General features: G+C 73.5%; 12 protein-coding genes. 5 read left to right on the top strand and 7 right to left on the bottom strand.

All coding sequences use genetic code 11. From position 1 onward, the window contains the following. The first annotated feature begins 33 nt into the window (after positions 1-33). The 3 genes from AC3RJ9_RS09485 to AC3RJ9_RS09475 are packed head-to-tail and all read left to right on the top strand — an operon-like array spanning position 34 to position 2,797. The gene (locus AC3RJ9_RS09485) at positions 34-1,311 is read left to right on the top strand and encodes a thiolase family protein (RefSeq protein WP_020624470.1); all 1,278 of its coding nucleotides are present in this window, start codon (positions 34-36) and stop codon (positions 1,309-1,311) included. A 47-nt stretch (positions 1,312-1,358) separates the two neighbouring features. Beyond that, positions 1,359-2,123: a 3-oxoacid CoA-transferase subunit A gene (locus tag AC3RJ9_RS09480; RefSeq protein ID WP_020624469.1), complete on the top strand. Its 765-nt coding sequence runs from the start codon at positions 1,359-1,361 to the stop codon at positions 2,121-2,123. A gap of 8 nt (positions 2,124-2,131) precedes the next feature. Beyond that, positions 2,132-2,797: a 3-oxoacid CoA-transferase subunit B gene (locus AC3RJ9_RS09475; RefSeq protein WP_020624468.1), complete on the top strand. Its 666-nt coding sequence runs from the start codon at positions 2,132-2,134 to the stop codon at positions 2,795-2,797. Between the two features lie 187 nt (positions 2,798-2,984). On the opposite strand, the gene AC3RJ9_RS09470 is transcribed toward AC3RJ9_RS09475, so the two are convergent. Next, complete coding sequence (locus AC3RJ9_RS09470) at positions 2,985-5,048, bottom strand: LysM peptidoglycan-binding domain-containing protein (protein WP_041102608.1); 2,064 nt, start codon at positions 5,046-5,048, stop codon at positions 2,985-2,987. A 321-nt stretch (positions 5,049-5,369) separates the two neighbouring features. Here AC3RJ9_RS09470 and AC3RJ9_RS09465 point away from each other — a divergent pair, with 321 nt between their 5' ends. Both AC3RJ9_RS09465 and AC3RJ9_RS09460 read left to right on the top strand, forming a co-directional pair. Further along, a complete protein-coding gene (locus AC3RJ9_RS09465) occupies positions 5,370-5,699 on the top strand; it encodes a bifunctional 3-phenylpropionate/cinnamic acid dioxygenase ferredoxin subunit (protein ID WP_002857882.1) in 330 nt (109 codons plus the stop codon). Continuing rightward, positions 5,696-6,985: an NAD(P)/FAD-dependent oxidoreductase gene (locus AC3RJ9_RS09460; RefSeq protein WP_129867094.1), complete on the top strand. Its 1,290-nt coding sequence runs from the start codon at positions 5,696-5,698 to the stop codon at positions 6,983-6,985. Before AC3RJ9_RS09465 ends, AC3RJ9_RS09460 begins: the two co-directional genes overlap by 4 nt. A gap of 60 nt (positions 6,986-7,045) precedes the next feature. Here AC3RJ9_RS09460 and AC3RJ9_RS09455 read toward each other — a convergent pair whose 3' ends face one another. The 6 genes from AC3RJ9_RS09455 to hpaE form a co-directional block, all read right to left on the bottom strand. After that, positions 7,046-8,542: a protein adenylyltransferase SelO gene (locus tag AC3RJ9_RS09455; protein WP_129867095.1), complete on the bottom strand. Its 1,497-nt coding sequence runs from the start codon at positions 8,540-8,542 to the stop codon at positions 7,046-7,048. Positions 8,543-8,714: 172 nt separating this feature from the next. Further along, a complete protein-coding gene (locus tag AC3RJ9_RS09450) occupies positions 8,715-9,665 on the bottom strand; it encodes a hypothetical protein (protein WP_144825171.1) in 951 nt (316 codons plus the stop codon). Between the two features lie 209 nt (positions 9,666-9,874). Next, positions 9,875-10,735, bottom strand: a complete 861-nt coding sequence (locus AC3RJ9_RS09445) for an HpcH/HpaI aldolase family protein (RefSeq protein ID WP_144825172.1) — start codon at positions 10,733-10,735, stop codon at positions 9,875-9,877. 128 nt (positions 10,736-10,863) lie between these two features. After that, complete coding sequence (locus tag AC3RJ9_RS09440; RefSeq protein WP_119217764.1) at positions 10,864-11,649, bottom strand: 2-keto-4-pentenoate hydratase; 786 nt, start codon at positions 11,647-11,649, stop codon at positions 10,864-10,866. A 394-nt stretch (positions 11,650-12,043) separates the two neighbouring features. After that, complete coding sequence (gene hpaD, locus AC3RJ9_RS09435) at positions 12,044-13,210, bottom strand: 3,4-dihydroxyphenylacetate 2,3-dioxygenase (RefSeq protein ID WP_113914330.1); 1,167 nt, start codon at positions 13,208-13,210, stop codon at positions 12,044-12,046. A 262-nt stretch (positions 13,211-13,472) separates the two neighbouring features. Continuing rightward, complete coding sequence (gene hpaE, locus AC3RJ9_RS09430) at positions 13,473-15,017, bottom strand: 5-carboxymethyl-2-hydroxymuconate semialdehyde dehydrogenase (RefSeq protein ID WP_070708902.1); 1,545 nt, start codon at positions 15,015-15,017, stop codon at positions 13,473-13,475. Positions 15,018-15,028 lie beyond the last annotated feature (11 nt).

The following is a 15,028-nucleotide window of genomic DNA, read 5'->3' as shown; positions in this document are numbered from 1 at the left end:
CCCCGCCCGCCGAGGCGGTCCTACGGTGAGGCCATGAGCCTCACCGATGCCTACGTGTTCGACGCCGTCCGCACCCCCTTCGGCAAGGTCGGCGGCGCGCTGTCGGGGGTGCGCCCCGACGACATGGCCGCCCACGTGGTCCGCACCCTCGTGGACCGCGCCCCGGGCCTGGAGGGCCTGCGCGCCGCGTCCGCCCAGGCCGTGGCCGACGCCGCCGCCGGCCGCCCGATCGAGGCCGGCACGGACGCCGCCGCCCCGCAGCGGATCGACGAGGTCGTCTTCGGCAACGCCAACGGCGCGGGCGAGGAGAACCGCAACGTGGCCCGCATGGCCACCCTCCTGGCCGGCCTGCCGCTGTCCATCCCCGGCACCACCGTGAACCGCCTCTGCGGCTCATCCCTGGACGCGGCGATCATCGCCTCCCGCCAGATCAACACCGGCGAGGCGGACGTGGTCCTCGTGGGCGGCGTGGAGTCGATGTCCCGTGCCCCGTGGGTGCTGCCCAAGACCACCCGCCCGTTCCCCATGCACGACCTGGCGGCGGCGAACACCACGCTCGGCTGGCGCCTGATCAATGACGCGATGCCGCCGGAGTGGACCGTCTCGCTCGGCGAGGCCACGGAGCTGCTGCGCGAGCGCTTCGGCATCTCCCGCGAGCGCCAGGACGAGTTCGCCGCGCGCTCGCACCGCCTTACCGCGCGGGCGTGGGACGAGGGGCGGTATGACTCTCTCGTGGCCGCCGTGCCCGGCACGGACCTGGAGCGGGACGAGACCGTCCGCCCGGACTCCACCCCCGAGACCCTCGCCGGCCTGCGCACCGTGTTCCGCCGGGAGAACGGCACCGTCACGGCGGGCAACGCCTCGCCCATGAACGACGGCGCCTCGGCCGCCCTCCTGGGCTCGTCGACGGGCGCCGATGTGCTCGGCCTGGAGCCCCTGGCCCGCATCGCCGGCCGCGCCACCGCCGCCAACGAGCCCGACTTCTTCGGCTACGCGCCGGTGGAGGCGGTGAACCGGGCCCTGTCCCGCGCCGGGATCGGCTGGAAGGACGTGGCCGCCGTCGAGCTCAACGAGGCCTTCGCCGCCCAGTCCCTGGCCTGCACGGACGCCTGGGGCGTGGACCCGGAGATCGTGAACGCCTGGGGCGGCGCGATCGCGATCGGCCACCCCCTCGGGGCCTCCGGCACCCGCGTGCTCGGCACGCTGGCCCGCCGCCTCGAGGCCTCCGGTGAGCGGTGGGGCGTGGCCGCGCTGTGCATCGGCGTGGGCCAGGGCATCGCCGTCGTCCTCGAGAACGTGGCCGCGCGCTGACGCGTCCGGCCGAGCACCCACCCGACCCCCTCATCCAAGGAGTCCCCATGCTGGAGTTCGTGGACACGGCCGCGCAGGCCGTCTCCCGCATCACCGACGGCGCCACGGTGCTGATCGGCGGGTTCGGCAACGCCGGCCAGCCGATGGAGCTGATCGACGCGCTGCTCGAGTCCGGGGCCACCGGCCTCACGGTGGTCAACAACAACGCGGGCCAGGCGGACGCGGGCCTGGCGCTGCTGATCAAGGAGCGGCGGGTCGCCAAGATCATCTGCTCGTTCCCGCGCCAGTCCGACTCGTGGCATTTCGACGAGGCCTACCGTGCCGGGGAGATCGAGCTGGAGCTCGTCCCGCAGGGCAACCTGGCCGAGCGCCTGCGCGCCGGCGGCGCCGGCATCGGCGGCTTCTTCACGCCCACCGGCTACGGCACGCAGCTGGCCGAGGGCAAGGAGGTCCGCGAGATCGACGGCACGCACTACGTGCTGGAGGCCCCGATCCGCGGCGATGTCGCGCTCATCAAGGCGTACGCGGCGGACCGCCACGGCAACCTCGTGTACCGCAAGACCGCCCGCAACTTCGGACCCGTCATGGCCGCGGCCGCCGCCACCACGATCGTCCAGGTGGACGAGGTCCGCGAGGAGCCGATCGACCCGGAGCACGTGGTGACCCCCGGCATCTACACGGACACCGTGGTGCGGATCGACACCGAGTCCGGGGAGAAGGAGCGCGCCGAGCGGGCTGCCCTGGCGGAGGGCCGGCCGAAGCCGTGCGCGGCCACGACGACCGCGGCCGAGCCGGCCGCCGAGGGGAAGTGAGGAGAGCGATGAGCATCACCCAGACCGACACCCCGCTGACCCAGGACGAACTGGCCCGTACGATCGCGGCGGACATCGCCCCCGGCTCCTTCGTGAACCTGGGCATCGGCCAGCCCACCACGGTGTCCAACTACCTGGAGGCGGAGAAGAACGTCACCCTGCACACCGAGAACGGCATGCTGGGCTTCGGCCCGCAGGCCGAGGGCGAGCAGATCGATGAAGACCTCATCAACGCCGGCAAGATCCCCGTCACCGAGCTGCCCGGGGCCGCGTACTTCCACCACGCCGACTCGTTCGCCATGATGCGCGGCGGCCACCTGGACGTGTGCGTCCTCGGCGCCTACCAGGTCTCCGCGACCGGCGACCTCGCCAACTGGTCCACGGGCAAGCCCGGGGCGATCCCCGCCGTCGGGGGTGCGATGGACCTGGCGATCGGCGCCAAGGACACCTACGTGATGATGGATCTCTTCACCAAGAAGGGCGATCCGAAGCTGCTGGCCGAGTGCACGTTCCCCCTCACCGGCGTCGGCTGCGTCTCCCGCATCTACGCGGATCGGGGCGTCTTCCTGCTGGACGCCTCCGGGGTCGTGCGGGTCCGCGAGCTGCACGGCATCACGTGGGAGGAGCTGGAGGCGGCGCACCCCGGCGTGCGGTTCGAGAAGCTCGAGGACTGAGCCGCCGCGCCGCAGTCACCGGCCCCACGGGCTCCCGGAGGCCTGCGCCGTCGTCGACTTCTCGTGGGGAGGAACGCCGGTTGACTTATCCCGGGTGCGGCGGCCTGCGACCGGTGATAACTCAACCGACGACGGCGGCCCGCACCTTCGCGCGCAGGTGCGGGCCGACGTCGTCCCGGCGGGGTGCTCAGGCGGTGCGCAGCACCATGCCCGGGTGGAGCAGGGTCGAGACCGTCATGCCGTTGAGGCGCTGCAGGCGCTCCATGGAGACGCCCGTGCGCTGGGCGATGAGCCACCAGCCGTCGTTCGCCTGGACCACGTAGGTGGCGGGCGAGGGCGCCGGGGCGGAGGCGGTCTGGCCGGTCCGCAGCACCATCCCCGGGTGCAGCACGGTGGTCGCGGTCATGCCGTTGAGGCGCTGGAGGGTCTCCATCGTCACGCCGGTGCGGTGGGCGATGATCCACCAGCCGTCGCCCTCGCGGACCGTGTACGTGCCCGGGGCCGGCGCGGGGGCGGGCGTGGGAGCCGGCGCCGTGGCGGCCGTGATGAGCACCATGCCGGGGTGCAGGACGGTGGACGCCGTCATGCCGTTGAGCCGCTGGAGCTCCGCGGCGCTGACGCCGGTCCGTCGGGCGATGACCCACCAGCCGTCGTTCGGCTGCACCGTGTAGGTGCCGGTGGTGATCGGGGTGGGCTCCGGGGCGGTCGGGTCGGCGACGGTGCGCAGCACCATGCCCGGGTGGAGCACGGTCGACTCGGTCATGCCGTTGAGCTCCTGGAGGGTGGCCGCGGGCACGCCGGTGCGGCGGGCGATGGTCCACCAGCCGTCGTTCGGCTGCACCGTGTACGTGCCGGCGGTCGACGGCTCGGTCGTCGGGGCCGGCGTCGGAGCCGGGGTGGCCGGTGCCGGCGGCTGGCCGGCCGCCGTCGCGATGGCCTCGGCGCGGTCCCGCAGGTCGTCGAAGCGGGCCATCAGGTGCTGCCCCGGGCACGCGGTCGCGGACGTGGCCCGGTGCGGGAAGATCGTGTCCACGGTGACGGGCGTGCCCGCGGCGTACTTCGTGCTGCCGCCCGAGGTCAGGGTGACTCGGCCCCGCGCGTCGATGCCGTCGCGGTACAGGTAGTAGGCGGTGGCGCGGGCCATCGCGTCCACCACCTCCTCGGACGGGGCGACCACGTCGTAGTTGCCCATCGTGGAGATGCCCATCGTGCCCCGGTTGAACCCGCCCGCGTGCGTGCCCAGCGGGTTCGAGTCCAGGGCGCCGCGGCGGCCCTCGTAGATGTTGCCGAAGCGGTCCGTGATCAGGTGGTACGGGAAGTCGCCCCAGCCGAGGGTCCTCGTGTAGTACGCGTAGATGCCGCGCATCTGCTCCACGGCCTGGGCGCGCGAGTAGTCGTTCGTGCCGGCCGTGTGGTGGATGGTCAGCGCGCGCACCTGGTCGAACTGCGGGGAGGACTCGGCCCAGGACTCGTCCGCGCCCCACTGCGCGCGGGTGATCACGTCCGGGAGGATCTTCGCGCGCGCATCCGAGGCCGTGGCCACGGTGCGGGCCTCGGCGGGTGCGGCGCCCCCGACGACGGCGCTCGACTTCACGCCCCGCGGCAGGCCGGCCGTCTCCGCGGCCTGCTCGGCGGTCACCGCCGGGTGCGCGCTCGCGACGGTCTCGTCCGTGGCGGCCGTGCCCGGGTCGATGAGGGACAGCTCGAGGCCGGCCGGGGCTGCGCCGTCGGCGGTGGTCACGCGCAGCTGGGCGCCGTCCGCGCCGAACGCGACGAACGGGTCCGTGCCGGTGCGCGCGGGGGCGGCGTCCTCAGGCAGGACGGGCCGATCCAGGACCTGCCACGGGCCCCAGGCCCCGTCCTGACGCACGCGGATCTCCACGCGCTCGACGGCGTCGTCCGCCGCGGTGTCCCACACGGCGGCGGCCACCGTGAACGGGCGGTCCACCACGGGCTCGCCGAGCACGACGCCGGCCGGAGCCTCCTCGGCCGGGACGAGGTTCTCGCCCTCCTGCGGGACGGTCGCGACGCCGGCGCCCTCGACGGGAGCGGCCGACGCGGGGGTCGCGGCCGCGCCGACGGTCGTGGCGCGGGCGGCGTCGTCGAGCGGGCGCACGTCGGGGGCGCCCTCCGTGGTCGCGGACGGCGGCTGCGGGAGCAGGCCGCCGACGAGGACGGAGAGCGCGGCGACCGCGACGGCGGGCGCGAGCGGGCGGGGGGACGCGGCGGAACGCGGCGGGAGAATCTTCATGCGGATGCCTTCGGAAGGTGGAGTGCCCGAGGAACGACAGGCGTGGGCCGTGTCGCTTTCCCGGGTCGGTGACGTGGTGAGGGCGGGATGAGGGCCGGAGAGCCGTCGTGATCGTAGCGTGATCGACCATTCCCGGGAACATTTTTCGAAGGCTTGTCGGGTGATTTCACGCCCCCGTGATGTCCGGTTCACCCATTCACAGGTGGGCGCGGTGTGGCACCGGGGCGGAGCACAGCGGAGGGGTGTCGGGTCCGCGCCGGGGGATACGGTGACGGGAGACCACCACGGGCCGCCCGGCCCGGGAACCAGAGGAGGCAGACCATGGCGGAGCCGATCCACATCGGCGCGGCGGCGGACGTCCCGGAGGGCGAGGCGATCGTCGTCCCGGCGGCGACGGCGGGGACGAGGGACGACGTCGCGGTGTTCCACACGGACGCGGGCGAGTTCCACGCGATCGACGACACGTGCACCCACGAGGACGCCTCGCTGGCCGAGGGCTGGCTCGAGGACGACCGCGTGGAGTGCCCCCTGCACGCCGCGCAGTTCTGCCTGCGCACCGGCGAGGCGCTCTGCCTGCCCGCCACCAAGGGCGTCGGCGTGCACCGCGTCGAGGAGCGCGAGGGCCAGCTCTACCTCGTCCCCGGCGCATGAGCCACGACGTCGACGCCCCGGCGGGCGTGCCCGGCTCGGTCGTGGTGGTGGGCGGCGGCGTCGCGGGCTTCGCCGTGGTCCGCGAGCTGCGGCGCCGCGGTTTCGCGGGCGGGATCGCCCTCGTGGACCCGCAGGGCGTGCCCTATGACCGGCCGCCCCTGAGCAAGGAGTTCCTGACCGGCGACGCGGACGCGCACCGCCTGCTGCTCGCCCCGCCGGCATGGTTCGCCGAGCACGGGGTGGAGCTGGTGGAGGACGAGGCGGTCCGGGTGGTGCCGGGCGGCGTCCACCCCGACGGCGGCCCCGCGCCCCACCGGGTGGAGACGGCCTCCGGGCGGGTCCTGGACGCGGACGCGGTCGTGCTCGCCACGGGCGGGCGACCCCGGGCCCTCGACGTCGCCGGCGCCGACCACCCGGACCTGATCACCCTGCGCACCCGCGCCGACGCCGAGACCCTGCGCGACCGCCTGACGTTCGGGACCGAGGTGGCGGTCGTGGGCGGCGGTTTCACGGGGGCGGAGGTCGCGGCCGCGGCGCGCCGCTCGCTCGCCGCGGTGACGCTCGTGACCGGGACGGACGCCCCGGCTCGCGCGGCGGTCGGGCCAGCGCTGGCCGCCCGCCTGCACCGGATGCACGCCGAGCACGGGGTCGCGGTCGAGGTCGGGCGGGCGGCCTGGATCGAGCACCGGGACGCCGACGGTGGCGCCGCGCTGCCGGCCGCCCACCGGCTCCACCTCCACGACGGGCGGACCGTGGACGCCGACGTCGTGGTGCTGGCCGGCGGCACCGTGCCGGACACCGCCCTCGCCGAGGACGCCGGTCTGGAGGTGGCCGACGGCGTGCTCACGGACGCGATGGGCCGCACGACCGTGCCCGGGATCCTGGCCGTGGGCGATGCCGCGCGGGCCCGGGGGTCCGCGTGGGCGCCGTCGCGGCACTGGGAGCCGGCGCTGCGTTCCGGTGCGGCCGCCGCGGCGGCGATCCTGGGGGAGCAGGCGGACGCCCCGGGCGCCCCGTGGTTCTGGTCCGACCGGTACGACGCCCACGTGGAGGCCGTGGGGGACATGACGGTGCCGGCCGGCGGGCGGATCGTGGACCGCGAGGTGCGCGGCGTCGTGGTGGCGAGCTTCGCCCTGGCCGCGGACGGGACCCTGCGCGGGGCCGCGTCGATCGACGACCCCATGACCGTCAAGGCCGCCCGGCGCATCATCGACCGGGGGATCGTGGTGGACGCCGCCGCGCTCGCGGACCCGGCCGTGCCGGTCAAGTCGCTGGCGCGGGGGTGAGAGCGCCCGTTTCGTCAACGAAAGTGCCCTGGAGGGCGTCCGTTTCGTCAACGAAAGCGGTCAGGTGCCGCAGTAGGTGACGAACGGGGCCCCGTCCGCCGGACCCGGCTCCGCGTACCGCTCGAACCCGGGGCGCGGAGTGAAGGGATCCGTCACGGCCTCGAGCAGCCGGTGGACGGCGGTGAGGTCCCCGTCCTCCGCGGCCGTCAGGGCCTCGTCGAGCAGGTGGTTCCGCGGGATGTAGACGGGGTTCACCGCGCGCATGCGGGCCGGATCGGGACCCATCGCCCGCCAGTCCGAGAGCCAGGCGGCGAGCCCCGCGGGGTCCGGGGCGCCGGGGACGAGCCGTGCCGCCTCGGTGCGGGCCGCGTCGTCGTCCACGGGCGGCGCCGTGTGCTCGGCCAGCCGCACCCAGAACGAGGTCCAGTCGGCCCGCGCCGCGGCCAGCCACGGGAACAGGCGGTCGGTGAGCGCGGCGACGTCGTCCTCCGCCACCGACGCCGGGAGGCCGAGCTTGTCCCGCAGTCCGCCCCGCCACGCCGCGAGATGGGCGCCGTGGAACCTGCCCAGCGCCTCCTGGGCGAGTGCGACGGCGCGGTCGGGGTCGTCGTCGAGCACGGGCACGAGGGCCTCGCCGAGCCGGGCGAGGTTCCACGCGGCGATGGGCCCCTGGTTGCCGTACGCGTACCGGCCCTGGGTGTCGATCGAGGAGAAGCTCGCGGCCGGGTCGAAGGCGTCGATGAACGCGCAGGGGCCGTAGTCGATGGTCTCGCCGGACAGGGTCATGTTGTCCGTGTTCATCACACCGTGCACGAAGCCGACGAGCATCCAGCGGGAGATGAGCTCGGCCTGCGCGGCGATCACCGCCTCGTAGAGCGCGAGCGCGGGGTGCTCGGCGTCGGTGGCGTGCGGGTGGTGGCGGGCGATGGCCTCGTCGACGATCCGGCGCAGCACCTCCGTGGGGTGCGCCTGCTCGGGGAGGGCCGCGGCGTACTGGGCCGTGCCGACGCGCAGGTGCGACGCGGCCGTCCGGGCCAGCACCGCACCCGGCAGCACGGTCTCGCGGCGGACCGGGTGGCCCGTGCCGACGACGGCCAGCGCCCGCGTGGTCGGCACGCCGAGGGCGTGCATCGCCTCGGAGACCACGTACTCGCGGAGCATGGGGCCGAGCACGGCCTGCCCGTCGGCGTTGCCGCGCGCGAAGGGCGTGCGACCGGAGCCCTTGAGATGCAGGTCGTGGAGCCGACCGTCCGGAGCCGTGAGCTCGCCGAGGAGGAGGGCGCGCCCGTCGCCCAGGCGGGGGGAGTAGTGGCCGAACTGGTGGCCCGCGTACGCCTGCGCGACCGGCCGCGCGTCCGGGCCGGGCTGCTCGCCGGTGAGGAAGGAGACGCCGTCGTCGGTGGCGAGCCACTCGGCGTCGAGGCCGAGCTCCGCCGCGAGGCCGGCATTGAGCAGGACGAGCTGCGGGCCGTCCGTGGCCTGGGCCTGCCAGGGCAGGGCGAGCTCGGGGAAGGTGTCGGCGAAATGCGAGCTCAGGGCGGGAACGGACGTGGTCATGGGGCCACGCTACGTGGGGGAGGACGGGTGTTCACGGACCGGCTCCCACCGGGCCCGTCCTTTCGAGGCGGGAAATCGACCCCATGGGCGTGGACCAGAGCCCTATGACCTGGATTTCGCGCCTCGAAACGGGGGGCCGTGGCGGACTGCGGTGACCGTGGATCTCACCGGGTCACCCACCGAACGCGGCCGCCCGGCGCCGCACCCGGGCGACGACGTCCGCGTAGTCGTCCCGGGCGTCGGCCCACATGACCTTGATCGAGAGCCAGTCGCGGTCGGCGCACCAGCGGTCGCGCAGCACGTCCCGGGCCTGCTGCTCGGCGGTGCGGTGGTGCTCGCCCTCGTATTGCAACGCGAGGCGCCACGGCCGATACCCGAGGTCGACCGTCGGAGCGCGGCGGTCTGACGGGTCCAGCCGGCACTGCACCTCGGGCTCCGGCAGCCCGGCATCGACGAGCGCCAGCCGCAGACGTGTCTCGCGCGGCGAATCCGCCCCCACGCGCATCCTCGCCAGCGCCGCCCGGGCCAGTCCTCGCCCCTGGAAACGTCCCCGTTCGGCCAGCGATCGGACGAGCTCCTCCGGGGTGTAGGCGGGAGCCCCGCGTCCGCCGCCGGGCAGCCACGGCGGGCAGAGCAGCGCGTCACCGGCGGCGACGACGTCCCGCTCGGTGAGCGCCGACCGTGCCGCGCACAGGTCCCACAGCGTGCGGGCCGGCGTCGTCACGAGCACGCCGCCCCGCGTCATCCGCTGTCCCTCCGGCACCTCGATGCGGTGCGGCACCAGACCCGCCTGGACCGGCCGGCCGCCCGAGGTGCCGACGCTGACGTGCACCGCACCGGGGGCCAGCAGCCGTGCGGGCACGGTCAGGCCGTGCAGGCGGGCGGCGGTCTCATGGCTGACGACGACGCCGGGGTGGCGCCGCTGGTACGCGCGGACCTCGTCCATCGTCCACTCACGGACGGAGACCGCCGCAGGGCCGGCCGGCCCGTAGATGCCGTGGCGCAGCCGCCGCAGGTCTGAGGACTGCAGACGGGACCACGTCACACCCGCCCGGCGCGCGTCATCGACCGTGAAGGCGGTGGGGTCGATCGACGGCGGCAGCGGGGCGGGACGACGGGGCATGCGGCGAGCGTGCTCCGTCGGTCGGCATCCCGAGACAGACGAGCGGGGGCCTGGGGACGCGCGAGGGGGCCCGGCGCGGTTGTGCAGGAGGCGGTGACGTCCCCCGGGGCGCCGGCCCCGAGCCATTCGAGGCGGGAAATCCACGTCATGGGCCAGGATCGGACGTCCATGGGGTGGATTTCGCGCCCCGAAGTGAGGGGATGACCAGGTCAGTACGACGCGCGGGGCGCGCCCTCCCCGCCGGCCGCGACGTCGCTCGGCGCCGGGCACCAGCGGTCGGCGAGGGCCTCGGCGGCGCGGGCCAGCAGGGCGACGTCGGCGCCCACGTTGACGTAGTCCGCACCGGCGGCGGCGTAGGCGTCGGCCTGCGCGGGCACGAACGCGTTGACGCCCACGATCTTCCCGGCGGCCTTGACCTTCGCGATGACCTCCTCCACCGCCGCCACCACCTCCGGATGTGACTGCTGGCCGAGCAGGCCCAGGGACGCGGAGAGGTCCGAGGGACCGATGAAGACGCCGTCGATCCCGTCCACCGCCGCGATCTCGTCCGCGTTCCGCACGCCGGCGGCCGTCTCGATCTGCACGATCACGGAGACGTGGTCCGCCGCGCCGGGCAGGTAGCCGGGGATCCGGTTCCAGCGGCCGGAGCGTGCCAGGGCGGAGCCCACGCCGCGCACCCCGCCCTCGGCGGAGCCGTCCGGGTAGCGGGCGGCGGCCACGGCGCGGCGGGCCATCGCGGCGTCGTCGACCATGGGCACCAGCAGCGTCTGGGCGCCCAGGTCCAGGAACTGCTTGATGGCCACGGTGTCCAGCGCCGGCACGCGCACCAGGGTGGGCACGCGGTAGCCGGCGATCGTGCGCAGCTGGGCAAGGACGTCCTGCAGGGTCAGCGGGGCGTGCTCGGCGTCGATGAGCAGGTAGTCGAGGCCCGCGCCGGCGCAGATCTCCGCCGTCGTCGGGTCCCCGGAGGAGAGGAACATGCCGGCGGCGGGGCGGCCCCCACGGGCGGCGACGGCCTCGGGCGTGAAGAGGTCGCGGAACAGCGGCTGCGGGTTGTGGCGGACGGGCATGGGACGTTCCTCCGGGGTTCTCCGCGCCCTCCACCCGACGCGGGTTGAGTTGTCGCGGGTGGAGCGGGGTCGTACTGGTGATAGGTCAACCCGCGTTGCGGGCGGGCGGGGCGACGACGACGGGCGGGTCAGGCGAAGCGGCAGGTGATGGTGCCGAGCGGGCCGTAGTCGGCGTAGACGGTGTCGCCCTCGTACACCCACATCGGGCGGGTGAAGGAGCCGGCGAGCACGATCTCACCGGCTTCGAGCGCGTCTCCGTGCTCGGCGATGCGGTTGGCCAGCCAGTGCACGCCGTTGGCCGGGTGGTTCAGCACGCCCGCGGCCACGCCGGTCTCGATGATCTCCTCGTTGCGGGAGAGGATGCCGGAGACCCACCGCAGGTCGACGTCGTGCACGCCCACGGGGCGGCCGCCGATCACCAGGGAGCCCAGGGCGGCGTTGTCCGAGATGGTGTCCGTGATGGTGCGGCCGGCCATCTCGATGCGCGAGTCCAGCACCTCCAGCGCGGGCACCACGTACTCGGTGGCGCGCAGCACGTCCATCAGGTTCAGGCCGGGCCCGCGCAGCTCGTCCCGCAGCACGAACGCCAGCTCCATCTCGATGCGCGGATGGGTGTACTTCTTCCACTCGTACACGTGGCCGGACTCGAACACCTGGTCGTCGAAGATCACGCCGTAGTCCGGTTCGTCGATCCCGGTCGCGTCCTGCATGGCCTTGGAGGTCAGGCCGATCTTGTGGCCCACCTTGCGGCGGCCCGCCTCGACCTGACGCTCGGCCCAGATGCGCTGGATGGCGTACGAGTCCTCGATCTCCATCTCCGGGTAGCGCGCGGTCAGCCGCGGCACGGGCACGCGGTCGATGCCCGCGCGGTGCAGCTCGTCGGCGATCTTGAGGTGGGTCTCGTGGTCCAGCACAGCGGTCTCCTTCACGACGACGGGCAGGGGCCTGGCCTTGATCGTATACGATTACGCGGCTCTGCCCCCGGCCCCGTCGCCATCCTGTCACCGCCCCGGATCAGTCCGGGGCGCGCGTCCCGATGCCCAGCCCGGGCTTGCGGCGGTGCACCGTGAGCCAGGCCAGCCCCCCGACGCCCGTCTGCGAGGCGGGACACCCCTGCTCCCCACGCTTTGAGGCGGGAAATCGAGCTCAAACTGGCCCTCCCGGCTCGAATGAGGTGGATTTTCCGCCTCGAACGGCGTGGGGCGGGGAGACGCGGAGGATGGTAGGGAGGGCGGACGCCGACGGCGGGCACCTGCGTTGGGTGCCCGCCGTCGTCGTGGTGTCCCGAAGCGGTGCCGGCCGTGCCGGTCAGAGCTGGTTGCCGAGCTTGTACTCGCCCTGCTTCCACTCCGGCATGGACTCCTCGCCCTGCCCCTCGCGGGTGTAGGAGAAGCCGTCGGCGCCGATGGTCACGGCCATCTCCGAGTCGTCGGTGCGGGAGACCAGCGGCTGCAGGTTGCCGTCGAGGTCCAGCACGCGGGAGGCATCGGTGTACCAGGACGGCACGATCGGGGTGCCCCACCAGTCGCGGCGCTGGTTGTCGTGCACGTCCCAGGTGACCACGGGGTTGTCCGGGTCACCGGTGTAGTAGTCCTGGGTGTAGACCTCCACGCGGTGGCCGTCCGGGTCGCGCAGGTAGAGGTAGAACGCGTTGGAGACGCCGTGGCGGCCCGGGCCGCGCTCGATGTGGTCGGACATGCGCAGGGCGCCGAGCTTGTCGCAGATCGCCAGGATGTTGTGCTTCTCGTGCGTGGCGAAGCACACGTGGTGCATCCGGGGGCCGTCGCCGCCGGTCATGGCGGTGTCGTGCACGGTGGGCTTGCGGCGCATCCACGCGGCGTAGACGGTGCCGTTCTCGTCCTGGATGTCCTCGGTGACGCGGAAGCCCAGGTCCTGCATGTAGCGGGCGGCGCGCGGCACATCCGGGGTCACCTGGTTGAAGTGGTCCAGGCGGACCAGGGCGCCCGGGGTGTAGAGGTCGTAGCGCCAGGCCAGGCGCTCCACGTGCTCGACGTCGTGGAAGAACTCGTAGGGGAAGCCCAGCGGGTCCTCGACGCGCACGGAGTCGCCGACGCCCTTGACGAAGCCGTCCTTCCGGCGCTCCACGCGGCAGCCCAGCTCCTCGTAGAAGGCGACCGCCTTGTCCAGGTCCTCGGGGGTGCGCACGCGGTAGGAGAACGCGGCCACGGCGGCGGTCTCGCCCTGGCGCAGCACCAGGTTGTGGTGGATGAACTCCTCCATGGAGCGCAGGTAGACGGTCTCCTCGTCCTCCTCGGTGACCACCAGGCCGAGCACGTCCACGTAGAACTCGCGGGAGGCGGCGAGGTCCGTGACCACGAGCTCCATCGAGGCGCAGCGCAGGATGTCCGGCGCCTCGGACGTCGGGGTGGGGAGGGGGTTCTCCGGGTCGATGGGGACTTCCTTGGTGACGAAGAAGCCGGAGGAGGTCTTCTGGCGGCTCTCGAGGTTGGTCATCGGTGCTCCTTGGTGAGGGGGCGGTGCGCTGTGGCCTGGGACACGGTCACGGGCTCGATCGTATACGATCCGGGCGACCGGCGGGAAGGCGGTCGAGGAACGCGGGTTGAGTTGTCGCGGGTCCGGGGCGCCCGCACCCGCGACAACTCAACCCGCGTCGGTGGGCCGGGGGAGAGGCCCGGCCCGGCCCCACCACGACGACGTCGCCCGCACCGTCGCGGGGACGGTGCGGGCGCCGTCGTGGTCACCGGTCGGCGCGGGCTCAGCCGTCGATCTTCGCCGCGGCCTGCTCCTGCTTGCCGAACACCGGGTTGTGGACCTCGCCGAGGTTGATGTGCACGGCCTGCTGATCGGTGTAGAAGTCGATCGAGCGGTAGCCGCCCTCGTGGCCCAGGCCGGAGGCCTTCACCCCGCCGAACGGGGTGCGCAGGTCCCGCACGTTGTTGGAGTTCAGCCACACCATGCCGGCCTCCACGTTCTGCGCGACGTTGTGGGCGCGCTTGAGGTCGTTGGTCCAGATGTAGGCGGCCAGGCCGTACTTGGTGTTGTTGGCCAGCTGCAGGGCCTCCTCCTCCGTGTCGAAGGGGGTGATGGCCACCACCGGGCCGAAGATCTCCTCCTGGAAGATCCGGGCGTCCGGGGCCACGTCCGCGAACACGGTGGGCTGCACGAAGTTGCCCTCCGGGAAGCCCTCCGGGCGGCCGCCGCCGGCCACCAGGCGAGCCTCGGTCTTGCCGATCTCCACGTAGGACATGACCTTCTCGAAGTGCTCCGGGTGCACGATGGCGCCGACCTCGGTGGTCTCGTCGTCCGGCAGGCCGACCTTCACACGGGAGGCCTGGGCGGCGTAGCGCTCCACGAACTCGTCGTAGACGGAACGCTGGACCAGGATGCGGGAGCCGGCGGTGCAGCGCTCGCCGTTCAGGGAGAACACGCCGAAGATGGTCGCGTCGATCGCCGCGTCCAGGTCCGCGTCCTCGAACACCACGGCCGGGGACTTGCCGCCGAGCTCCATGGACAGGCCCTTCAGGTGCGGGGCGGCGTTGGCGAAGATGATCTGGCCGGTGCGGGACTCGCCGGTGAAGGAGATCAGCGGCACGTCCGGGTGCTTCACGAGCGGGTCGCCCGCGTAGCCCTCCTCGCCGAAGCCGTGCACCATGTTGAACACGCCCTGGGGCAGGCCGGCCTCCTCGAAGATCCCGCCCCACAGGGAGGCCGAGAGCGGGGTGAACTCCGCCGGCTTCAGGACCACCGAGTTGCCGGTGGCGATGGCCGGGGCCAGCTTCCAGGACTCCAGCATGAACGGGGTGTTCCACGGGGTGATCAGGCCGGCGACGCCGATCGGCTTGCGGTTCACGTAGTTGATCTGGCGACCCGGCACCTTGAAGGTGTCGTCGTGCTGGGCCACGATCAGGTCCGCGAAGAAGCGGAAGTTCTCGGCGGCGCGGGCGGCCTGGCCCCTCGCCTGCTTGATCGGCAGGCCGGTGTCGAAGCACTCCATCTCGGCCAGCTGGTCGCCGCGGGTCTCCATGATGTCGGCGATCCGGTGCAGCACACGGGAACGCTGGCGCGGCAGGGCCTGGGACCATTCGCCGGACTCGAAGGCCCGCTTCGCGGCGGCGACGGCGCGGTCGATGTCCGCGGCCTTGCCGGAGGCGGCCGTCAGGTACGGCTCGTTGGTCACCGGGTCGAGCACCTCGAAGGTGTCGCCGTCGATCGAGTCGACGAACTCGCCGTCGATGTAGTGGCGCAGGACGTCGGGCAGGCCCTCGGGCTTGCGGGCCTCGATGCTGGTCTTCTCCGTCATGGTGTCTCTTT

It is taken from the genome of Micrococcus sp. 63XJN7_6_ISO-PGPR-S23-444, assembly GCF_058072765.1.
This window is presented reverse-complemented; position numbering and strand designations above follow the sequence as displayed.